Genomic DNA, 23151 nt, shown 5'->3' with positions numbered 1-23151 from the left:
GCGCGGCCGGCCAGCGCCAGCCCGATCGCGGCCAGGCGGTCGGTCAGCCCGGCAGTGCGCCGCGCGAACGGCGCGGTCAGGCCGGGTATCTGCTCGGCGAACGTCGCCGCACCACATCCGGGATCATCGCAGCGGAACCGTCGAACGCCGACATCGATCCGCACGGGGCGACCGGAGATCGGCAGATCGGCCAGCCTCCGGCGGTAGCCGCCATGCGTCCTGGCCGACGTTGTGCCGCAGTTCGGGCACGTGGCCGCTGGTATCGCCGAGCCGACCGTGAACACGACTGCATCTTCCTCGACCTGCACGGACTCCACCCGGGCTGCTGCAAGGTGCGGCAGAAGTAACTCAAACTCCTGATTTATGCACGCGGACCAGCATCGCCAACCCGCGCACCTCGACGCGGGAGCGACACGAACCCGATTGGCCCTGCAACAAGATCAGCGCCAGAGCCCAATTGCTTGTCGCTCTACACAGGGAGTTGTCCGTTCCGCGCTAACCCTGCGAGCCTCCCTACGACATCCGCGCTAACCCTGCGACAGGAGAGATCTAACAGGTGCGTCGCCGTCACGCATGTCCACTCTGCACCGCCCGACACCCAGGAGGCCGCGTCCAACGCCTGTTCGCCCACCACGAGTTCCTCTGCACCGACCACGGACTGGTTCGGACCGGCCGAGAAAGTCGGCAAGGGCACCATCGAACCCCTCGGGACCGTGCCTCACCCGCGACGGCTGACCAACCACATCCCGGAACTACCTGACGCCCAACGTCGTCACCGGCGGCTGGTGCACCGCCACGGCTGGCTCCGCTGCTTCAACGGCTTCGAGGCTTCGCTCAACCTCTGCGCCCACATACGGCCCTACGGGCCGCCAGACCCAGACAACCCCTGGTCAGCGCGCCTCGAACGGCTCATCCGCGTCGAGCGGCTGGGCATTCGCTTCAAGGCCTTCGACGGCTGGCTGTTCATCGCAGCGCTCTATCCCGAGGCTGTCCACCTGACCGAGCTGTTCTCCTCTCCCGCTGCGCGCCAGCTCGCAGAGCAGACCCTCAGTTCCGGTGACGGCCACACCACGGCACTCGCCCCTCTCAGCCGCGCGCTCGGACGCGCCGGCCACGGCAGCTTCGACTCCATCAGCATCAACGCATGGCTGCGAGGAGCACTCGGCACCGAACGTCTCAGGCCCCGCCTCACCTTCCCCGAAACACGCGGCCGCACGGTCGACGGCACGCCTGCCGAGCGGCTGGACATCCTTCATCTCGAACGTCAACGCGAAGCACGCCGGGACTTCAGGAAGCACCAGCACCCCGGATCCTGGCGCCTACCCAACAACTTCGAATACGCCTCCAGAAGCGAGGCCGCGGAGACCCCAAGGATCGGAGCAGGATATGCAGGTGACAGCGGCGTTGCCGCACCGCCAGAATTGGATCATGTCCCGCGATCTTCGGCTTCGAGCCACCTTTAACAGAGCGGCGGCCTCCTACCAAGACGCGCGCCCCGACTACCCGGACGAGCTGTATTCCGACCTGCTTGCGATTACAGGGGTCACGCCACCCGCGCACCTGCTGGAAGTCGGATGCGGCCCGGGGAAGGCCACGCTGCCATTGGCACGGATGGGTTTCCGGATCACCGCGATCGAACTCGGCGATGCCTTGGCAGTAGAGGCACGGCACCGCCTCACTGGATTCCCCGATGTTTCCGTGATCACGTCGTCATTCGAAGGCTGGGAGCCGCCGGCTGGGGCCGACTTCGATCTCCTGTATGCGGCCACGGCGTGGAAATGGGTGGACCCGGAGGTCAAGTACGCGAAGGCAGCTGCTCTGCTCGCCCCCGGCGGCCACTTGGCCGTATGGAACGCCGACCATGCAATGCCGGCAGGCTTCGACCCGTTCTTCACCGAGATCCAGAAGGTCTATGAGGAGATCGGCGAAGGCCATGACGGTCCGTGGCCCCCGCCACCACCCGAGGACCAACCCGACACCATGGCGGCCGAGTTCGAGGCCTCCGGGCACTTCACCGTGGTCGGAAAGAAGCTCTACGTATGGGCTCTGCGCTACACGGCAGACGAATACATCGCTCTGCTCAACACGTTCTCTGGCCACATCGCCATGGAGCCGGCCAAGAATGAACACCTCTACCGTGAGATACGCCGCCGCCTCGCCGCACGCCCAGACGGACGACTCACTCGCCACTGGTCGGTCGTCCTCACAATCGGCCGACGCCTGTGACGTGGGGTGGGCCCAGAGGAGAAGAGCGCACCGAAAATGCAGAGTTACTCCGGACGGATAGAGCGTCCGCCGTTCGGAACTACCTGACATCCAGCAGGTCATAAGACTAACCAGTTCAACTACTGCGCCTGGACAGGACAGTGGATCACGTGGCCTGGGTGAGCGTGATCGGCCCCTCCATGGAACAGGTCGACTACCGGTTGCAGGAGGGCGCCGGCTGCGGCCTGCACCCCGCCGGCGAGCACGACCACGGCGACGAGCCCGCCGACGCTGACGGGCAGATCGCCTACCGGCTGGCCGGCGAGCGCGAGCTGATGTGGGTCGGCCAGGGCCTGCACGAGCTCGGCCTGACCGCCGAAACCTCACTCGCCGCCCCCAGCACGGCCTCGCCGCGCTATCGTGAGCGGGCTGGACCCGCACACCGGCGAGGTTCTGGTGCCCGCCAAGCACGTGAGCGACCCGCGCGCCAAACTGCCGGCCGCGCCCCTGGGCGACGCCCTGGAGAACGCGGCCGCCGAGCGCGACGCCACCGTCGAGCAGATGCTCGCCGAGCGGCCGGCGATGGCCAAACGCGCAGCCCGGATGGCGCGCGGCATAGCCACCCAGCCCTCCCGCTGCCCAACCGTCCTGCAGCCACCACAACGCGATCGCGACACTCTGGAGCGCAGCCACGACCTTGACCGGTAGTGAGGTGATCTATCGAGGTCGACCGATCTGACCGGCCGCAGGTTCGACCTCGGCCGGCCCGGCGGTGGAACGTCCGCGGCCACCGCGAACGGCTCGGCCACGGGGCGTTCCTCGCCGGACGTCGTCCAGCGGACGCTGCTCACCCTGCAGTTCTGGCCGTGAGAGGCCGAGCGCGCGGCGGCCTCGGTACCCCAGATACCCCCGCCATACGCGCGCAGGCGTGCGCGAGATTGTGCACGCGCCTACAACGGCGATGACGACATGAGAGCCGAACGGGCCTGCGGCGACGTGGTTCTTTGCGCTGATGCGGAAGGACGATCCGCCCTGGGTATCGGCGGTGAGGGCTGATTGAGCGAGATCAGCGCCCCTGGCGCATGACGGCGTACTCAGCGCGGGCCTGTTCGACAGCGTCGGGGTGGTTATCTGGGATGTCCAGGAGGCGTCAGGCATGTGAGGCAAGTGGGCCCTCAAGGAACATGCCTGACACGTTAGCTAGGGTTGTAAGGCACGTTCGACACGGCCTGGAACGCCGCGGCCGTTCTGGTCGGGGTCCATCGTCGCATGCATTGTCCTTCGGCTGGTATGGCGATGCGGCGCCGCACAATCCTTCCGTGAGGTGCTGGGGTCTGGCGTCAGCCTGCCGCCGTACACGACGTCGACTTCCGCGGCAGCACGCGCTCCCGGCAAGGGATCACCCAGGGCGGGGATCGCTCGGGACGCGGAGCCGATCGCCGGGAAGAAGTCCCGCCAGGAGTCCACCGAAGGCTACTGCGCTGGGTGGAGATCTAGAACGCCCTACTGCGGCGGGCGGACGGTCATTGTCAAATCCTGGGTGGACGACGGCGGACACGTGAATAGCTATCGTGATGCCGAATGTCGGATCCGGTAACGGGTGCGAATGAACGGCTGCTCGTCTTCACGAAATGCGCCATATTCAGACCCCTTCCGTCGCACTCTCGATGATCCCCATATTTCGTCGCCGCGGCTCGCGGCGGATAGCCGACGCCATGATGACGCCTCACCGGCCGGGGCGGGCTGAAAGCCAAAAGCCCCGGTCGCCACCTGAACCTGTGCAGACAACCGTCCTAGGAGGAAATCCATGGGATTACGGGGTGCAGCCATCGTCGTCACGTTGGCGATGGCCGCCGCGAGTATGCTGACTTTATCGGTCCCAGGGGAAAAGTCCGCCGCCGCCGCGACATCGGCGTCGGCCGCGGGGGTGGGTTCCCCGTTATCGATTATTCCGACGTCGTATCCCGTGCCAGCGGATGCGATATTCGTGGCCCCCAGCGGAAACGATGCCAATGCCGGCACCATGGAGGCTCCGCTGCGGACGGCGGGTGCGGCCGCGGCCAAGGCGGTGGCGGGCAAGATGACCACGATCGTGCTCCGCGCCGGTGAGTATCGCGAACGGCTGGGTGATGTCGCCGCCCCGGTGACCCTGCAGCCGTATCCGGGGGAGAAGGTCTGGTTCAAGGGCAGCTCGCAGATCCAGCCGGCTCAACTCGTGGCCGACGGCAACGCCTGGCGGCTGGACGGCTGGAACCCGGGCAGCGTGTGCCGGGCCACGGCTCCCGAGTACGACGAGTGTATGAACCCGCGGCATTTCAACGATGACAACCCGGTCGGCGGCGACCCGCAGATGGTCTTCCTCGACGGTGAGCCGCTGCGCCAGGTGGCCACCAGGGAAGAGGTCAGGGCCGGCACCTTCTTCCACGACGGCGCCGCGGACAAGACCTACCTCGGCAGTGACCCTGCCGGCCGCAGTGTTGAGATCACGGCCAAGAAGAGTGGCATGCACTTCTTCGCCGGTGCCGAGGGCTCGGTGGTGCGCGGGCTCGGTTTCACCCACTACGGCAGCAGCCAGAACGAGACCAAGGAGCCGGCCGCGCTCATCGCGCAGGCCAAGGGCATGGTGTTCGAGAAGAACACGATCATGCACAACGCGGCGTCGGGTTTGCTGGTCAACGCCGACGACGTACGTGTGAGCGGCAACGCGATCGCCGAGAACGGCTATCTGGGCATCGGGGCGCACCGGTCGGCCAACCTGACGGTCGAGGGCAACCGGGTCCTGCGCAACAACACCGAGCAGCTCGGCTTCTCTCAGGGGTACCACTTGGCGGGCGCCGGGATGAACGCCACCCGGGTCACCGGCTCGACCGTGCGCGACAACGTATTCGAGGCCAACCAGGGCGTCGGCCTGTGGTGTGACCTGTCGTGCCACGACCTGACGATCGTCCGTAACCTGATCCGCGCCAACTCCCGCCATGGCCTGCACTACAAGGTCTCGGGGCAGGCGCTGATCGCCTCCAACGTGCTGGCCGGCAACGGCATGACCGGTCTGAGCATCCTGGGCTCGAACAAGGTGCGGGTGATCAACAACACCTCCATCGGCAACGCGCAGGCGATGGCGGTGCAGGAGGACGCGCGGCCGACGTGCCCGGGCGAGGACGACGTCTGCCCGACCGACGCCGAGAAGGCGCTGGGCATCACCTGGGACACCGCGGACATCACCCTGGTGAACAACGTGATCGCCGGGGGAACGAGCACCGCGCCGCTGGTCAACACCACGGACAACAACACCGGTGAGTCGGGGCGCCGGGTCGGCGGCGACGGCATGATCCCGGCCGCTCAGATGCACCACAACGGCTACTCGCGCACCGCCGCCGGCACCCCCGGCACGCTCGTGCAGTGGTCGCGGGTGACCGGTTCGAGCATTCACTACAAGTCGCTGGCGGAGTTCCAGACCGCGACCGGCCGTGACGCGGATTCCCACTATCAGGAGAGCGGTTACGTGGTCAACGCGGCGGCCGGAGACTACCGGCTGGTGCCGGGGAGTCCGGCCGAGTCGGCGGGCGCGGCGCTGCCCGCCGACGTCGCCGCGGTCCTCGGTGTGCCGACGGGCCGGCCGGTCCGGCTCGGCGCGCTGGCCTGGCCGGATGAACCGGTCAAGACCGAGCTGGTGCGCAACGGGACGCTGGAGGAGCCGTCGATCGTGCCGTGGTGGTCGGCGGGCAACCCGGCGCTCGCCGTGGAGAACGGGGAACTGCGGGCGAGCGTTGCCGGCGGTGCGGCCGAACCGGGCGATGCCGTCGTCACGCAGCTCACCGGCGGCCTGATCAGCGGGCACACCTACACGGTGTCCTTCGATGCCCGCGCCTCGGCCGACGTGGCCGTCCAGGTGGCGGTGCAGGAGGGCGAGTCGCCGTACAGTGCCGCACTCGCGCAGACTGTCGAGCTGGAGACGGGCCGCCAGCGCTACTCCTTCCCGTTCACCTCCACGGTCGACACCACCGCGGCCGAGGTGGCCTTTCAACTCGGGGGCCAGGGCGCGATCACCGTCCATCTCGACAACGTCTCCCTGGTGGAGAACACCTGGGGTGTGTCCAAGGAGCCGAAGCAGACTGAGGAGGAGGCCCTCGCCGCCGCGGCCGCGACCGCACAACTGGTCGAGGTGCTGGCGGAACGCGGCGAGACCCGCGAGGTGTTCGCCACCCCCGACGGCAGCTTCACCTCCAAGGAACACTTCCAGCCGGTCCGCGTGCTCAAGGACGGCGCCTGGACGCCCGTCGACACCAAGCTGCGCAAGCTGGCCGACGGGTCGATCGTGCCGAACGCGACCCCGACGGAGATCCGGCTGTCCGGCGGCGGCACCGGCCCGCTGGTGACGATCAACCGGGCAGGCCGGCCGATGTCGCTGACCTGGCCCACAGCGCTGCCCAAGCCGTGGCTGGACGGGGACTCCGCCGTCTACCCCGGCATCCTGGGCCCGGACGTGGACCTGCGCGTACGGGTGGAGCCGGAGGGCTTCTCCCACGTGCTGGTCGTGAAGACCGCCGCGGCGGCCAAGGACCCCCGCCTGGCAGCCATCAAGCTGGGGCTGTCCGCGCCTGGCCTCACCGTGCGGACGGCGGACGACGGCACCCAGCAAGCGGTCGACGAGACCACCGGTGCCGTGGTATACGAAGCCCCGGTGCCCATCATGTGGGACTCCACCGCGCCCCCCACCCAGCAGGCACGGGCGGCGACGTCCAGCGACGGCGAGAACCCCGGCGAGGACCTGACCGAAAACGGCGTTGTGGAGGCCTCGGCCAGCCAGCCCGGCGACACCTCCAAGATCGCGACGGTGACCACGGCGGTCGACGGCGGCGAGATGACGCTCAAGCCGGACCCTGCCCTGCTCACCGGGGCCGACACCACCTTCCCGCTCTACATCGACCCGATGTGGGACACCCCGCGAGCCTCGGCCCGGTTGATGGTCTCCAGTGCGGGCTGGGCGAAGTACAACTTCGGCAAGAACGAGGGCGTGGGTCGCTGCCCCCGCGACTACCCGCCCGCCGGGCGCTACTGCAACGGCTGGTACGAGAAGCGGCTGTTCTACCGCGTCCCGACCGCCAGGTTCGCGCACAAGCAGATCATCTCGGCCGAGTTCCATGCCCAGGAGACCTTCGCGGCCTCGTGCAAGAAGCGCATCGTGGACATCCACCTGGCCAAGAGCTTCGGAGCCGGCTCTACCTGGAACTCCACCTCCGACAACTGGGTGCGCAGGCTGGACAGCAGGAACGTGGCCAAGGGATGGAGCTCCGGCTGTCCCGCCGGTGACGTGCTGTTCAACGTGACCAGCGCGGTACGGGAAGCGGCCAGGAAGGGCTGGTCGAACACCACCTTCGGCCTGCGCGCCCGTGACGGCGGCGACCAGCTCGCCTGGAAGCGGTTCGACCGCGATGCCTTCGTCCGGGTGCACTACAACAGCCCGCCGGCGCAGCCGAAGATGAGCCAGTTGTCCTCCAGCCCTGGCGGAGCCTGCCGTGGCCCGGCCGGCCCTGCCAGGTTCAACCGGTCACCGACCCTGTTCGCCAAGAACCTCACCGACCCCGACAACAAGGGCGTGGAAGGGGAGAAGCTCAAGGCGCAGTTCCAGGTGATCTGGACGGAGAACGGCGTCCAGAAGGTCAAGAACCTGGGCACCGTCAAGAAGATGTCGGCCAGCGGCCCGCGCAAGGCCTCCTTCAGCGTCGTGATCCCCGTCGGCCTGGTCCCGCAGGGTGTCGTCGCCCACTGGGGGGTCCGCGCCTTCGACGGGCGGGCGTGGAGTCCGTGGAGCTGGGACGGCAACGCCACAGCCTGCTACTTCGTCTACGACGCCCGGGCCCTGCCCGAACCGAAGATCACCTCCACCGGCGCCGACGGCTACCCCGCGCTCGACCCGGCCAACCCCGGCCAGGTCCCGGCCGACGGCGTGGGCCGCTACGGGACGTTCACGATCGCCCTCGACACCCGGGTCGGCAAGTACGCCTGGGCGATGAACACCGATCCCGCCGTGGGGGCGGCGAAGACCAAGACGGCCGCCACCGAATCGATCAAGGCGATGCCCACGCACGCAGGGCTCAACACGCTGTACGTGACGGCGTGGGACGCGGCCAACAACTGGTCGACCGGGACCTACGAGTTCTGGGTCGCCGATGGCAAGGCCCCGAAGGCGCACTGGAAGCTCGATGAGGCGGCGGGCGCGACCCAACTGGCCGACGCCCAGGGCACCCATCCGGCCACGCCGCAGGGCGGCGCCACCCTCGGCGTACCCGGCGCGCTGAGCACCGCGATGCGGCTGAACGGCACCAGTTCCTATGCGGTCACCAGCGGCCCGGTGGTGGACACCACCAAGAACCTGGCCGTGTCGGCGTGGGTGAAGATGCCGGCCACGTTGCCCACCGCCCACTTCGTCGTGGCCGGCCAGGCCGCGACGAAGAATTCGCCCTTCTACCTGAAGTACGACGGGGGCGACAAGAAGTGGAAGCTCTGGCGAGTCCAGGCCGACACCAGCACCGCCGGAGCCGGTACCGCGTACTCCAAGGACCCGGCCAAGCCCGGCGGGTGGACCCACCTGGTCGGTGTGCAGGACGTGGTGACCAAGAAGCTGCGGCTCTACGTCAACGGCGTGGAGGGCGTGCCTGGCGACATGAGCTCGGCGGCCTGGGCGGCGGGCAACGCCTTCCAGATCGGCCGGGGCCTGTACAACGGAGCGTTCGCCAACTACACGCCGGGAGTCGTGGACGACGTCCGGGTCTTCGACCGGGTGGTGACCGCCGACGAGGCACGGGACCTGTACACGATCAAACCCGTGGTCGAGAGCAAGTGGCACCTCAACACCGCCACCGGCACCCCGCCCAGCAGCGCCGACACAGGACAGGGCGTCGCCTACCCGCTGACGCTCAACGGCGCCGCCACGATCACCACGGACTTCGCCAAGGTGCTCGTGAAGTCGCCGGCCGGCACCCCCAGCGGTGCGCTGGAGCTGCGGGGCGGTAACAACGACTACGCTGCGGCGACCGGACCGGTGATCGACACCCTCGACAGCTTCACCGTCTCGGCGTGGGTGTCCACGCCCGGAGAACCCACCAGGTCGATGACCGTGCTGGGCCTGGCCGGAGCGCACAACAGCGCGATCACGGTCAGGTACGACCCGGGCAAGCACCGCTACGTGCTGGACGTGCCCGACAAGGACGGCACCGGCGCGACCACGGCCAGCGTGGAGCACTCCATGTTCCACCAGGGCAACTTCGGGGACTGGGACCACATCGCCGTCACCTACGACGCGACCGAGGCCACGGTCACGCTGTGGGTGAACGGGGTGAAGGAGGCCGCGAGCGGCGCGGACAACCTGTCCTTCCGCCACCGCACCCGGCCCTTCGGCCCCATCGCCTCGCTCCAGCTGGGCCGGAGCCTCGCCGGCGGCGCCTACCCGGCGGGCAAATCCTGGGCCGGCGTGATCGATGACGTCTGGGTGCTGCGTGGCGTGGCCTCACAGCAGCTCATCGACATGCTGGCGGTACCGACGGAGATCGCCTCAATTCCCGGCTGACCCGACGCGGGCCGGTGGCAGCACCACCGGCCCGCGTCCTGCCTGATCCCACGACTCGCTCGGAGGTTTCGCATGACTGTCCGCGGTGTCATGACGCGGGTGGGAACCGGGCCGGTCCGCCGGCTCCTTTCCTTAGGACTCACGCCCGCCCTCGTCGCCGGGCTGCTCGTGGCCACACCGACGCACGGTATGGCCCGGGCCGCCACCCAGGCTCCACCCCGACCGGTCGACCACGAGATCGTGGTGCCCGGCACATCCCTGAAGGTCACACCACGCAAGGAAACCCCGCGCGCTCCCGACCCGGTCGTTCGCTGGCCGGCCGCAGGGGAGGCCGAGGTCACACTCGGCGGCGAAACCCGCGCCCGGCAGGCGGGGGACGCCCGGCGGGCGGGCGAGCTGCCGATCTGGGTCTCCGCCCCGGAGGCCCCGGCGACGGCCACCCAGGCTCGCGGCGCCGAGCCCGGCAAGGTACGGGTGCGAATGCTGGACCACGCTGCCGCCACACGCGCCGGCGTCAGCGGCGTGGTGTTCACCGTCAGTCAGACTGGCGCCCAAGCGGGCAAGGTGGGCCTGCGGCTGGACTACTCCGGGTTCGCCGAGGCCTTCGGCGGCGCGTTCGGATCACGGGTGCGGCTCGTGGGCCTGCCCGCGTGCGCGCTGACCACCCCCGACCTGCCAGGGTGCCGCACGGCCACACCACTGCAGTCGGCCAACGACACTCGGGCGAAGACGGTCGCCGCCGACATCGATACCGCCGCCGAACCGGCCGTGTTCGCGGCGGCCGCGGGCGCGGAGAGCTCCAAGGGCGACTACAAGGCGACCGAGCTGGCGGCCTCGGCCACCTGGCAGGTCGGCACCCAGACCGGCGACTTCGCGTGGTCCTACCCGCTGCGCATGCCGCCGGTGCCCGGCGGGCTCACCCCCGCGCTGGGAGTGGCGTACTCCTCCTCGTCGATCGACGGGCGCACCTCCAGCAGCAACAACCAGGGTTCGCAGGTCGGGGACGGCTTCGACCTGTGGCCCGGCTACATCGAACGCAAGTACCGCTCGTGCAAGGACGACGGCGTACCCAAGGACGACACCTACGACGTGCACCCGATGGACCAGTGCTGGGGCTACGACAACGCGGTGATGACGCTCGGCGGCAAGGGCGGCGAGCTGGTGCAGTCCAGCGCGAGCGAATGGAGGTTACGCAAGGACGACGGCACCAGGATCAAGAAGGTGTCCGGGTCCGGCACCGACACCGCCAACGGCGACGACAACAACGAGTACTGGGTGGTCACCGCGCCTGACGGCAAGCGCTTCTACTTCGGCAAGAACCGGATGAAGGGCTGGGGCTCAGGCAAGGCCGAGACCAAGTCCACCTGGACCGTGCCCATCTTCGGCAACGACTCCGGTGAGCCCTGCCACGACGACACCTTCGCCAAGTCGTGGTGCCAGCAGGCGTGGCGGTGGAACCTCGACTACGTCGAGGATCCGCACGGCAACGCGATCGTCTACTACTACGAGCAGGAGGGCAACCGCTACGGCCGCAACCTGCGGGCCGAGGACGACACGCCTTACGTCAGGGGCGGCTACCTGAAGAGCGTCGAGTACGGCCTGAACGCCGACAACCCCTACCCGGCCAGTGCCCCGGCCCGGGTCGACTTCAAGGTCGCCGAGCGGTGTCTGCGCTCGGCCGAGGACTGCGCCGAGTCGAAGATCGACGACCATCCGGCCTACTGGGAGGACGTCCCCTGGGACCTCAACTGCAAGGCCGGCACCAAGTGCGAGGACTACAAGGGAGCGTCCTCGCCCACGTTCTGGACGCGCAAGCGGGTCGTGGAGGCCGCCACCAAGGTGATCCAGAGTGACGGGTCCGGCCACCGTCCCGTCGACTCCTGGTCGTTCACCCATGACTGGGGCACCGCGGACGTGGACCGGCAGCTGCTGCTGAAGTCGATCGTCCACACGGGCCACGCGGGACCCGCACCGGTGGTGATGCCGCCGCTGAGCTTCGCCTACACCCAGATGGCGAACCGGGTCGACACCCTGGGCGACGACGTCGGGCCGTTCATCAAGAACCGGGTCGGCTCCATCAGCAACGAGACCGGCGGCGTCCTGGACGTCAACTACTCCAGGCCGGACTGCCGCGTCGGCGACACGCCGAGCCCGTCCTCCAACCACCGGCGCTGCTTCCCCGTCCTGTGGGAGCGCACCAGCGGCGACGCCAAGCCGACGCTGGACTGGTTCCACAAGTACGTGGTGACACAGCTGGCGCAGACCGACCTCACGGGCGGCTCACCGGACATGGTCACCGCCTACGACTACACCATCGGCAACCCCGCCTGGCACTTCGCCGACGACGACGGGCTCACCAAGGAGAAGTACCGCACCTGGTCGCAGTACCAGGGCTTCGACAAGGTCCGGGTGCGCAGCGGCACCACCAGCGCCGCGCCGACCCAGACCGACCACTGGTTCTTCCAGGGCATGGACGGTGATCGCCTGAACGCCGACGGCGGCGTCAAGAAGGTCACCGTCAGCGACGGCGAGGGCGGTTCCTACCCCGACCACGAGTCGCTCCAAGGCATGACCCTCAAGACGATCACCTACGCCAAGGCCGACGGCGAGCCCGTGGCCAAGTCCATGAACAAGCCCTGGCACCACCAGACCGCCTCGCGCACCCGCACGATCGACAAGAGCACGATCACCGTTACCGCCAACCTCACGGGCGTCGGTGGGACCCGCACCCTGAAGAAGCTCGACAACAGCTGGCGGGAGACCAGATCGAGTGTCAAAGCCTTCAACCTCAGCACCGGCGCGCCCAGCCAGGTGGACGACGAAGGCGACCTGGCCGTCACCGGCGACGAGAAGTGCGTCACCACGACGTTCACCCCCGATGGTGACCGCGTTCTGGCCAAACCCGCCCAGGTCAGAACCGTGGCACGGCGCTGCGCCGACACTCCGGACCTGGCCAAGGACCTGATCTCGGACGAGCGGACCACTTACGACAACGGCACTTTCAAAGGGGCGCCGACCCTGGGTGACGCCACCCTCGTGGAGAAGGCGAAGCAGGCCACGGCGACCACCGTGACTCCTCTCGCCGTGGCGCGCACCACGTACGACGCGTACGGCCGGCCGGAGACTGTCACCGACGCCGCGGGCAGGACCACGACCACGAAGTACACCGAGTCCCACGGCCTGACTACGAAGACCGAAGTGATCAGCCCCCCGGCGACGGCCGGTGACACCTCCACCTCGCACACCACCGTCAAGGTGCTCGACCCGGCGTGGGGCAGCCCGGTCAGCGACACCGACGCGGGAGGCAAGACCACCACCGTCCACTACAACGCCGCCGGCCACCTGATCAAGGTGTGGCTGGGCGGGCGGCCCAGCTCTGCCGTGCCGGACAAAGAGTTCGACTACCTCATCCGGCGCGACGCGGTGGTGGCCGTCTCCACCAAGTCCCTCACCGCCGAAGGCGACCAGGAACTCTCCTACACGCTGTACGACGGGTGGCTGCGGCTGCGGCAGCTCCAGGCGGCGGGACGGGACGGCACGGCCAAGGGGCGGCTGATCTCCGACACCTTCTACAACGCGGCCGGTCAGGTGGACCGCACCTACGAGGCCTACTACGCCGACGGCGAGCCGAGGCCGGAGGTCTTCGGCGTGGCGGATCCCGGCAAGATCGAGACCCAGCACGTCTACGAGTACGACGGCCAGGGGCGCAAGACGGCCGACCGGCTCTTGGTGGGCAGCAGTGACGTACAGGAGAAGTGGCGCACCAGCTACGAGTATGGCGGGAACTGGAGCAAGGTGATCCCACCGCCGGGCGGCACGCCCGTCACGACCTTCGCCGACGCGCACGACCGCAAGACCGAGGTCCGCGAGCATCGGACCGCCGGCCACGTGGCCACGCTCTTCCGTTACGACCACCGCGGGCTGGAGTCCTCGGTCACCGGGCCCGGCGGTCACGTCTGGACGACGACCTACGACCTGCGCGGCCGCAAGATCCAGACGTCCGACCCTGACAAGGGTGTCACCAAGTTCGCCTACAACGACTTGGACCAGCTCGTCCTCACCGAGGACAGCCGGGGCAAGAAGCTCTCGGTCACCTACGACGGCATCGGCCGCAGAATCGGTCTGTACGACGCCACCGCGGCCAGCCCCGGCGTCAAGGTCGCCGAGTGGGTGTATGACACGGTGCGCAGGGGCCAGCCCACCAGCTCCACCCGCATCGTGGGGACGGCCAGGTACACCACCCAGGTCGACATCTACGACAACCTGAACCGCCCCACGCGCAGGCGCATCCTGCTCCCCGACACCGAAGGAGCACTGGCCCCGGAGGGCGGTTACGTCTTTGACACCAGCTACAACCTGGACGGCAGCGTCAAGGCCTCCAGCAGCCCGGCCGCCGGCGACCTGCCGGCGGAGAACACCGCCTTCACCTACGACGACCTCGGCCGCCTGGTCGCGACGGCCTCCAACCTGTCGACCTACCTCGTCGGCGTCGACTACACCAAGACCGGCAAGCAGATCGGCCAGCGCCTGTCGATCGGCGCCGCGGGCAAGCAGGTGGACCAGACCTTCACCTACGAGCACGGCACGCAGCGGCTGCAGAAGGCCACCACGGCGCACGCCGGCACCGCAGGGACAGACCGGAGCGTGGAGTACCGCTACACCGACTCCGGCAACCTCCTGCAGGCCGTCGACACCTCCAGAGACGGCGTGGACAACCAGTGCTTCCGCTATGACGACCTGCAGCGGCTGGTCGACGCCTGGACCCAGGAAGGCTCCGCGTGCGCGGCCGATCCTGGTCAGGCCACGATCTCCGGGCTGGCGCCGTACCGGGTGAACTACACCTATGACGACACCGGCAACCGGACCGGGGAGACGCACTACGGCGCGGGACCATCGGGCGGCGCCCAGAGCGCGACGCGCGGCTACCGCTACGCCGGCAACCCCGGCGTCGACCCGAAGTACAAGGGACACCAGCTGGCCGAGGTGAGCGGCAACCCCGAGTCCTACGGCTACGACCCGATGGGCAACACCACCGAGCGCAGGACCTCCTCAGGCAACCAGACGCTGCACTGGGACGCCGAGGGTGAGCTGGTGAAGGTCGTCGACGACAAGAAGGGGGAGACCACCTTCCTCTACACCGCCGACGGCGAGCGACTGCTGCGCCGCGACCCGGCCGGGACCACCCTCTACCTGCCCGACCTGGAGGTACGGCTGGCGAAGGGCCAGAGCACGGCCAAGGCCGCCCGCTACTCCCGCAACGCCATGCGTACCAGTGCCGGCGTCACCTTCCTCGTCAACGACCACCACGGCACCGCCGAGCTGGCCATCAACGCGACCGACGGCTCGGTGAGCCGGCGCCGCTACACCCCGTTCGGCCAGATCAGGGCAGATAAGGGGCAGTGGCCCACCGGCAACGAGAGGGGATTCGTCGGCGGCATCGTCGACTCCACCACCGACCTCACGACGCTCGGCGCGCGCGGCTACGACCCGAACACCGGCCGCTTCGTCTCGGTGGATCCTGAGATCGAGATGGGCCGCTCACAGCAGATGAACGGCTACAACTACGCCGACAACAACCCCACGACCCTGTCCGACCCGGACGGCCGTTTCCCCTACGTCAACTACTATGTCATCGGCGTGCGCCAGTACTGGGTGCGGTACGGCAACTACGACTACCTCAGGCAGAAGGTCACCTACCTGGTGCACGTGTGGCTGAACTTCTTCACCCACTACTTCTACCGGGTCACCACCGCGTGGTACACCGCCGCCCGCCGGTGGGCCTATCTCCAGGGGCCGGTCGAGCCGGGCAAGAAGCCGCTGCTCCGGCAGCCCGGCATCCCTGATCTGACCCCCCGGACGCCGGAGCCGAAACCGCCGGCGCCCAGCAAGCCGAAGGGCTCCGTCGGCCGGTGCGTGGGACTGGTGGGCAAGCTGACCGCGTCGTTCGGGATCGAGGGATGCGTGGTCTTCGACAGTCAGGGCATCGGCCTGGCCGCCACCTACAAGAAGGGCATGTCCACCGGGATCGGCTTCGATGTCACCGCCAGCGACATGTTCAAAAAGGGGCCCATCGAGAAATGGAACACCACGCCGAACACGTGGGACCGCTACTACGCGCTCGAGTACGCACGCAAAGGCGTGGGCCTGGGTTTCGCGGGTGTCGTGGTGACCGACAGCGACGGCAACCTCAAGGGCGGCGGCTACGAGGTCTCCGGCGGAGCGTCGCATCGCGTGCACCATTTCACTGAAGACCAGGCCCGGGTGCGCGGCACCTTCGAACAGGGCAGAACGAAGGCCGTACGGCTGCGCAACCCCGCAGACATCGTCCAAGAAGGTCTGTGGGCCACCTACAACACCTTCAAGGGCGGCTTCGAGGACGGCATGAACAAACTGGCCAGCCCCTTCCGCTGAGTTTCCCCGAGGAGTCGAGAAGCGCCAGCCCGTGGCGGCGGCGAGGGTCACGCAGCCGATCCACGATCAGGAAGGCGATCACGGCGACGGCGAGCGCGGCCGCGGCGGCCGCCACCGGCCCGCCCGCCACCGGCCCGCCCGCCACCGGCCCGCCCGCCACCGGCCCGCCCGTCACCGGCCGCCTCGGCGGCCGGGCGCGCGTTCGTGCACGAGGTCAGCCTTTCGGGGGTCGTCGTGGCAATCGCCCAGGTGTGGCAGGTGGGCGAGGAGCGCGGCCGGCCCGCCGGTGATGTCCGGGCGCCGGGTGGCTCCTCCGGGCCGCCCTGATATCGGGTGCGCGGCGTTGAGGGCGGGAGGGTCACCTCCTTGGTGACGGTCACGGTCGGCCGCGGCTGCGGCACGCCGGTGGCGGAAGGCCGGACGGCCGAGGGGTCGCGGGCCGCGAGGGGGCCGGGGACGGAGCGCGGGAGAAGGTGCGGGTGCGGATGGACAAGCTGTTCGTGCCGGTGGTCGAGAAGGTGTTCGCCCGGATCGATGAGAAGAACGAGGCGTTGCTGGCCGCCCGCGAGTCCGACGATCCGCAGGTGCGGGCGTCCGTGCGCGGCATGAGGCCGACCGGGCCGGTGACGAAGCAGCGGATCCTGGCGACCATCCGGACCGTGCTGGCCGCGGCGATGCGCGAACACGTGGTCACGTTCAACGCCGCGGCGCTGGTCAAGCTGGACGGCGGGCAGAAGGCGAAGGGAGTGGTGTGGACGAAGGCGCGGGTCGAGGCGTTCAATGTCGCGTTCGAGCAGAGGTTCGCGGCCGAGCGCGCTGCACCGGTCCAGCCGAAGAAGCCGCTCGAACGGTTCAGGATCTGGCTGGCCACGCCGCGGCCGTCGAAGGTGATGATCTGGACGCCCGCGCAGCTTGGCGCGTTCCTCGACTACGCGGCCGACGACCGGCTATACGCGCTGTATCACCTGATCGCGTTCCGGGGGCTGCGCCGCGGCGAGGCGTGCGGCGCCCGGAGGGTCGATCTCGACCTGGACGAGGGCACCTTGCTGGTTGCCAAGCAGTTGTCGAACGTGGGTAAGGCGGTGAAGGAAGGAGCGCCGAAGACGGACTCGTCCGACGCGCCGATCGCGTTGGACTCTGGCACGGTGGCCGCGCTGCGAGCGAGCGGAGCGCGTCAGCTCGAAGAGCAGCGTGCCTGGGGCGAGGGCTGGCAAGACAGCGGGCGGATCTTCACCCGGGAGGACGGCACGGAGTTGACGCTGGACTGGGTGAGTGAGCACTTCGAGCGGCTCGCGTTCGCGGCCGGGCTCCCGCCGATCCGCCTTCACGACCTCCGGCACTGCGCGGCCACGCTGTCGCTGGCAGCGGGCAACGACATGAAGACGACGTCGGCGATGCTGCGGCACTCCAGCCAGGGGATCACGAGCGACTTGTACACGACGGTGCTGCCGGAGCTGGCCCATGCGAGCGTCGCTCTGGTGCCTCGCGCGGCGGCTACGACGGAGGCGTCCGAAACTGGCGGTCTCCCAACGGTCTCCCAACGGCAAGATGGGCGACCTACGGATTCGGGTGAGGCGAAGAAACACCAGGTCAACGCCACGATAGAGAGTAGGGCGGGTGGGACTTGAACCCACGACCCACGGATTATGAGTGCGTTTCTTAAATGCCGCCGGGCGTCGCGAAATGCCGTTTCGTCTAATTCTAGCCGCAAATATCGACGCCGTCGTGCCGGGTAGTTGCCATGCGTGCCGGGTCGTTTCGCGTACACGCGAGCAACCACCGAGCAACCCCACTTCCTTTGCCGTCGGCATCATGCGCCATTTGTTCGCATTCCATTGAGTGAATCGTCACCAAACAGGACCAGGTCTCCTCGGCGATCGAACGTGCACGAGCAGCCGATGAGCAACCACACTACGTCGAATGAGCGGCCAACAGGATGGCGCTTCTCTCCCTTCGCGAGCACAATCAAGCCCGGCCCAAGCGATCCCGCTGCGCACCGTCCTCGATCCAATCAGGGATCCAGAGCGAATCGCTGACCTGAACATACGCCGACGAGACCGACTCAGCGGCGTTCCTCACGAGCAGCCACATGCCACTTGAACTGCATGGATGGAGTTTCGTCAGGCGCACGGTCAAGGACTAGGACGTGGCTCGGCTGTCCCCGCTGGGCCACGCCCACCTCAACTGCGTGGGTTGCTACGGGATCGACCCACGCTACGGGGAACTCTCAGTTCGGCGGCGTCTGCTCGGTCCTTTGAGCTTTGGTGTCATGCGTAGACTGGAGGTCGCTCGCTTGCCCGGCGTTGACGAGAGGCCAGCCTTGTTGGGGGCCAGGTCTGCCTGGGCACCCTATTCCGATCTCGCCGAAGTCAAGGACTAGACCAGCGGCGCCGATCGAGGATCGTCGGAGAGCCTCCAGCGCATCTGGAACGTCGTCCGTATACAGCAGAACGGTGAGCGACTCAGTAGCACGGGAGCAACAGACATAAAGTAGTCGGCGCGTCCTCTCCAGGACACTGTCGCGGCCTTCTTGACGCGCTGTCTCATCGGCTTTAGAGAGATTTCGCAGACCGAATAGCTTGTCGTAGGAGAAGTGAGAGTGTGTGCCTTCTGCGTCATCTAGGACAACGAGAACATTGGGAAACTCGGAGCCTTTTACGCCTTGCTGTGTGGAGTACGGCGACTCGCGGCGCACATAGTTGAAGTAACCCTGCAACTCGTGGATGTCGCAAGCCATGAAGGCATCAAGCACCTCGCTGTCACCGTTGGCCCCAGGGGATATGTCGCTGGCGCCGCTGGTGGCCAGATGATCTACCCACCGCTCGTCGAGTTCGATAAGGTCATAACTGGAGACGATCCGCAGGGCCTTCCCGACTGAGCCCGGGCCCCCTTTTGCTACGACGCCTGCAAGTTCGGTGAGGCCATGCTTGAGCGAACTAAGGATGGTGGTGAGATCGTCGCCGGCGCGGATGCCCTGGATGCGAGGGGAGTGAGTACGGAGCAGCGTCATGGCGTCGGAGGAGTTCGCTGGGGTGGCTGCCATGGCAAGAATCGCCGTGCGGAACGGTGTGAGAGGCCAGGCCGTGCCCTCGTCGAAAGCTTCACTCAGGCTGGTTGACGCGCCATCATGGAAGCAGGCATAGAGAGTCTCGAAACGGAGTCGTCGAGCGGCCATACGGTGAGTGATCACGAGCACTTTGAGTGCCGACTGAGCGTCATCGTTCAGCCAGGTGTCAGAGCTGTGTCGGTCGGCCAGCCAACGGCGAACCTCGTGCAGGGTTATCAGGCTGTCCTGGGTGCGAGGGGCGACGATGACTGCGACATCTCCCTCGCGCTGCTTCCCGATAGGCAGTCCCGATTTCTGCACCAGGTTGTCGCCGCCTGAGCGGATGGCATTGATCGCCGTCAGGACCTGCGAGGGTGAGCGGAAGTTTTCGGGCTTCTTGATGTCCTTCCAGCCTGGGTCGAGGTCGATCGAACCGACGCCCGTTGCATAGATTCGCTGCATGGGATCACCGAAGAATCCCAAGCAGAGCTTGCCCTCGTGCTGAAGTGCGAGTCCCCTGAGGGCATCCACAACGGCCGGAAATGTGTCCTGGCTTTCATCGACGAAGATGTAAGGATACTCGGCGACTGTCAACTGGGCCAAAAGGGGGTGGCGTGCCAGCATCGCCGTCGCCAGCTTTATGACGTCATCGTGCCCGATTATTCCTTTGCCGTAGTTGCTGCCCGTACCGTATGTGAAGCGACGAACAGAAACGACCTCTTTGGCCTGCCGCTCATAACGTTCGATGCGTTTTCTCGTCTCCAGGCGCCGCTTGGCACCGACGCGGTTACTGAAGCCCTGCTCGGCCTCAATGTCTGCTGCCATCCTTTCCTGGATGCGCTCAGTGACCACGACGCTATGTCGTGCTGGAACGGATTGATCAGAGTCCAGAGGAAAGTGTGGATGGTCGAAACGTGAAAGATGGAGCCTTGTTCTACATCGGAGCGGATCTCTTCGGCCGCAATGTCGGTATAGGTGATGCAGGCGATCTTCTGCGATCTGGCGCGTAGGGTCTTGCCGTGCGAGGCGGCGACGTGCGCCAGAGCCTTAACCAGAGTGGTGGTCTTGCCGGAGCCTGCACCAGCGACAACTCGGAAGCACTGAAGCGGCCTCCGGTTGAGCAGCGTACGCAGCTCCCGATCGGCAGAGGTATCCGGTGAGGCGATGCGAGAGGTCATACGTCAGTGCCCACCTTGGGATTGGAGGCCACCTCGATCACTTCGGCACCCAACTGCGACGACAGCCACCGGAGTCCTACGGCAATGTAGGTTGGCGTCACCCAGGCGCTCATATCGGCGGTCATGAGATTCAGAGCAAATCGGGTCTTGTCGAAGTTGCGTACTCGGCGGAAAATCCGGTCCTGCATTTCGCTGATATCGGGTGATGCCTCGCGACGCTTGACCACACGCAGTCCAAGATCCGCCTGCTTGTCATCCTGCGTCCACTGGAGGTTTTGCAGAGCGAATGCCTCCTCCAGAGTGCGACCAGTAGTGCTCTCGCTCTGACCCTGCCACTCCGTACTCGCGGATGTTTGGTAGGCCACCCTTACATAGGACAAGGATTTGGCGAGTTTTTCTTCGTCTGTGGCCGCCAAGAGGTCGGTGACCGACGTGCGGCAGGGAACCCAAGAGATGAGGATCGGGTTGTCAGTAACGGCATCAGAGGTTCCTGCGAGGCACGGCGTACCCGAGGAGTGTGACACCCGCGTCGCGACCTCGGGGTCATCGTCGTCAGTCTCATCGGTGGAGGGTTGCGCCTTCGGCAGGACGCTGTCGAGGTCGGTGACGATAAGGGTGGTGAGTCCCAAGAACTGAATGAGGTTTTGGAATTTGTGAGCGAAGGCTCCGCCCACTTCCAGCAGTGTCAAGTGACATGATTTGAGCTCGGGAGCTTCCTTTTCGATCATGAGAGGTAGGAGCAGACGCTCTACGTTTCCCTCGATGAAGACGGCTGCGTCTGCGAAAAACAAGTCGCAGTGGGTGAGCTTGAAATACTGGAGAAGGAAGTCACGGGAGGACTCTGCCTCCCCGTTGTGGAAGAGCGAGAGATTCTTGACATCGGTATCAGGGACACCGGCTCCTCCATCACGTCGCTGGAAATAGCGGATCGGGCGGAAGCTACTCTCGTAAATGACATGTGCCGAGTGCGTCGTGAGGACTAGCTGCGTGTTGCAGCCTTGTGGATCGCGCAAGATTCCTCTGATCTTGCGAGTAAAGACCTGCTGTAGTTGGGCGTGCAAATGCGCCTCTGGCTCCTCGATCATGACCAGATGTACAGGTGGACGATCGTCCTCTATTTCCAGCCATGCATTGTGGAAGTCGAGTATCTCGACCGCCATGTAGATGAGGTTCTTGAAGCCAAGCCCGTTGTAGCGATCCGGCAGCGTTGCTGGTTGGCCATCAGAACTCCCTGGCAGGCCGGGCAGAACGTAGTGCACTCCTGCGTTCTCGTGCACCAATGTCTCTGGCTTGAGGGATGTTTTGACTACAATCTCCGGGTTAGAGAATCCGGGATAACCAAGCGTACGGATGTTGTTCAGGGTGCTATCGAAGACCGCGGCGAAGTGTTCGTTGAGGCTCGCCTCAGAGGCGGCCAAAGTGTTGAGTGCTTCCGGATGGATTTGGTACTTTTCGAGGTTGCGCCGGTAGAAACTGCTGAGCTTCTTGGATAGATCCTCGGCGCGGCCGTGTGAAGAAGTGTCGGAAAGATGTCGCTGGGCGTCCATGAAGTCGACCCGGAGTAGCGACGCCAGCACGCGCTGTCCTTCAGCGGTCGAGATAAATGGCGCGGGACGGTAGTCCTCAGGATATTCCCCATCGTCATCGAGTCTAGTGTGGTCGAGGACGAAATAGCGAACTTCATATTCGGTTCGTAGACGCTTCTCTAGATACGCCGTCATGTGCTGTGGCCACGATTTGTAAGCCGTTTCTCGTGTCTGAGGTGTCGCGTTCGCCCGTGCTGTACGGTAGTTGTTGAGCAGAGATGCGTCGTTCTTCGGAACGTATTCCAGTCGGATGCCAACGGGCGCCTGTTCCCAATCAAGTGTGGGGATCAGATTCTTCACGCGGTGAAGGCTGTCTGCGTCGACGGCGAACCAAATGTCCAGCGATATGCGCGGGAAAATTGGTTCCTCAACCGAGATCTGCTCGGCAAGATGATTGAAGATGGGCCAGCAGTCGGCATTGAAGTCGTACAGAGAGAATGTTTCTTTTCCGCTCAGGAAACACTGTAGAGCATGTGAGACGGAGGTCTTTCCGCTGTTGTTGGCGCCGACGAAGATAGTCGTTCCTGTTTCCAGGTCAACTTGGACATGCTTCAGTCGACGGAAATTTCGAATGTGAAGTGACTGGACGTGCACGTGCTACCTCTCACCGCATCCTGCTCGATCGTCACGGCGGCCAGTGTGAGCGGTCTCACGGCGCGACCGACGAGATTCTGACCAACCGTGATGGATCGTACACACTGAGATAGGGGGCACGTCACTAGTTTAACAATAGGCACGCTTCAGGACTGCTGTCTCATGCGATGGACTGGCAATCCGGCGATCGGGGGCATCCGGCAGATTTCGGACAGTCGTTTATGCGAGATAAGAGCAGCCTAGAAGCAGTAGGTACGTGACGTCGCAGGCGGCCTCGCCGGAGTCCAAGCAGAAGCCACCAGCATGGTGTGGTGCTCGAATATAGGGTTATGGGCTTGAGCTGTGGTTATGAGGCGCTGCGGTGTTCGTTGATCGTTCCCGTGACGAAGAGCTTTCGGCGAATAGATCGTAAGTTCGGTGGGGTCGGTCGTGTCGCAGGCAGGCTGCGTTGCGTTGTCCGGCGGACTTGTTTCCGAGGCTGGTGCGGATGGTGCCCGTTGTAGAGGATCAGATGCTCGCGGAATACGAAGGTGGTGTTCGTTGAGGATCACGCTCCGGTCCAGG

General features: G+C 66.3%; 10 protein-coding genes and 1 pseudogene. 6 read left to right on the top strand and 5 right to left on the bottom strand.

Features of this window, described 5'->3' with window-relative positions:
- On the bottom strand, positions 1 to 308 hold a 308-nt coding region (locus C4V41_RS22820), incomplete at its 3' end, for a transposase family protein (protein ID WP_146103744.1).
- 477 nt (positions 309 to 785) lie between these two features.
- Here C4V41_RS22820 and C4V41_RS60800 point away from each other — a divergent pair.
- Complete coding sequence (locus C4V41_RS60800; protein ID WP_146103743.1) at positions 786 to 1463, top strand: hypothetical protein; 678 nt, start codon at positions 786 to 788, stop codon at positions 1461 to 1463.
- Complete coding sequence (locus tag C4V41_RS22810; RefSeq protein WP_103957971.1) at positions 1429 to 2226, top strand: class I SAM-dependent methyltransferase; 798 nt, start codon at positions 1429 to 1431, stop codon at positions 2224 to 2226. The genes C4V41_RS60800 and C4V41_RS22810 overlap by 35 nt, the downstream gene beginning before the upstream one ends.
- A 119-nt stretch (positions 2227 to 2345) precedes the next feature.
- Here the strand turns inward: C4V41_RS22810 and C4V41_RS22805 are convergent, their stop codons facing one another.
- Entirely contained in the window at positions 2346 to 2564 is a 219-nt protein-coding gene (locus C4V41_RS22805) for a hypothetical protein (protein WP_103957902.1), read from the bottom strand.
- 61 nt (positions 2565 to 2625) lie between these two features.
- Here C4V41_RS22805 and C4V41_RS22800 point away from each other — a divergent pair, with 61 nt between their 5' ends.
- The 4 genes from C4V41_RS22800 to C4V41_RS22780 all read left to right on the top strand — a co-directional run bounded on the left by C4V41_RS22800 (position 2626) and on the right by C4V41_RS22780 (position 17811).
- The gene (locus C4V41_RS22800) at positions 2626 to 2913 is read left to right on the top strand and encodes a hypothetical protein (RefSeq protein ID WP_103957901.1); all 288 of its coding nucleotides are present in this window, start codon (positions 2626 to 2628) and stop codon (positions 2911 to 2913) included.
- 1315 nt (positions 2914 to 4228) lie between these two features.
- Positions 4229 to 9772, top strand: a complete 5544-nt coding sequence (locus C4V41_RS22795; protein ID WP_160150361.1) for a LamG-like jellyroll fold domain-containing protein — start codon at positions 4229 to 4231, stop codon at positions 9770 to 9772.
- 72 nt (positions 9773 to 9844) lie between these two features.
- The gene (locus tag C4V41_RS22790; protein WP_146103742.1) at positions 9845 to 16183 is read left to right on the top strand and encodes an RHS repeat domain-containing protein; all 6339 of its coding nucleotides are present in this window, start codon (positions 9845 to 9847) and stop codon (positions 16181 to 16183) included.
- 485 nt (positions 16184 to 16668) lie between these two features.
- Positions 16669 to 17811 carry a tyrosine-type recombinase/integrase gene (locus C4V41_RS22780; RefSeq protein WP_103957898.1) on the top strand — a complete coding sequence of 381 codons (1143 nt, stop codon included), beginning with the start codon at positions 16669 to 16671 and terminating at the stop codon, positions 17809 to 17811.
- Positions 17812 to 18410: 599 nt separating this feature from the next.
- Here the strand turns inward: C4V41_RS22780 and C4V41_RS22775 are convergent.
- The 3 genes and pseudogenes from C4V41_RS22775 to C4V41_RS22765 all read right to left on the bottom strand — a co-directional run bounded on the left by C4V41_RS22775 (position 18411) and on the right by C4V41_RS22765 (position 22587).
- A complete protein-coding gene (locus tag C4V41_RS22775) occupies positions 18411 to 20081 on the bottom strand; it encodes a UvrD-helicase domain-containing protein (protein WP_327537465.1) in 1671 nt (556 codons plus the stop codon).
- A gap of 14 nt (positions 20082 to 20095) precedes the next feature.
- Positions 20096 to 20407: pseudogene (locus tag C4V41_RS66150) on the bottom strand (UvrD-helicase domain-containing protein); the annotation flags it as partial.
- The gene (locus C4V41_RS22765) at positions 20404 to 22587 is read right to left on the bottom strand and encodes an ATP-dependent nuclease (protein WP_103957895.1); all 2184 of its coding nucleotides are present in this window, start codon (positions 22585 to 22587) and stop codon (positions 20404 to 20406) included. The pseudogene C4V41_RS66150 and the gene C4V41_RS22765, both read right to left, overlap by 4 nt.
- Positions 22588 to 23151: the final 564 nt, after the last annotated feature.

Source organism: Nonomuraea solani (assembly GCF_900108335.1).
Lineage (GTDB): Bacteria > Actinomycetota > Actinomycetes > Streptosporangiales > Streptosporangiaceae > Nonomuraea > Nonomuraea solani.
Note: the sequence above shows the minus strand (reverse complement) of the source record. Positions and strands in the feature narration are given on the sequence as shown.

What these genes read in the sequence shown, in the direction of transcription:
- C4V41_RS22810 (WP_103957971.1), top strand. Translation starts at nt 1,429, where the DNA reads ATGTCCCGCGATCTTCGGCTTCGAGCCACCTTTAACAGAGCGGCGGCC.
- C4V41_RS22795 (WP_160150361.1), top strand. Translation starts at nt 4,229, where the DNA reads ATGGAGGCTCCGCTGCGGACGGCGGGTGCGGCCGCGGCCAAGGCGGTG.
- C4V41_RS22790 (WP_146103742.1), top strand. Translation starts at nt 9,845, where the DNA reads ATGACTGTCCGCGGTGTCATGACGCGGGTGGGAACCGGGCCGGTCCGC.
- C4V41_RS22780 (WP_103957898.1), top strand. Translation starts at nt 16,669, where the DNA reads ATGGACAAGCTGTTCGTGCCGGTGGTCGAGAAGGTGTTCGCCCGGATC.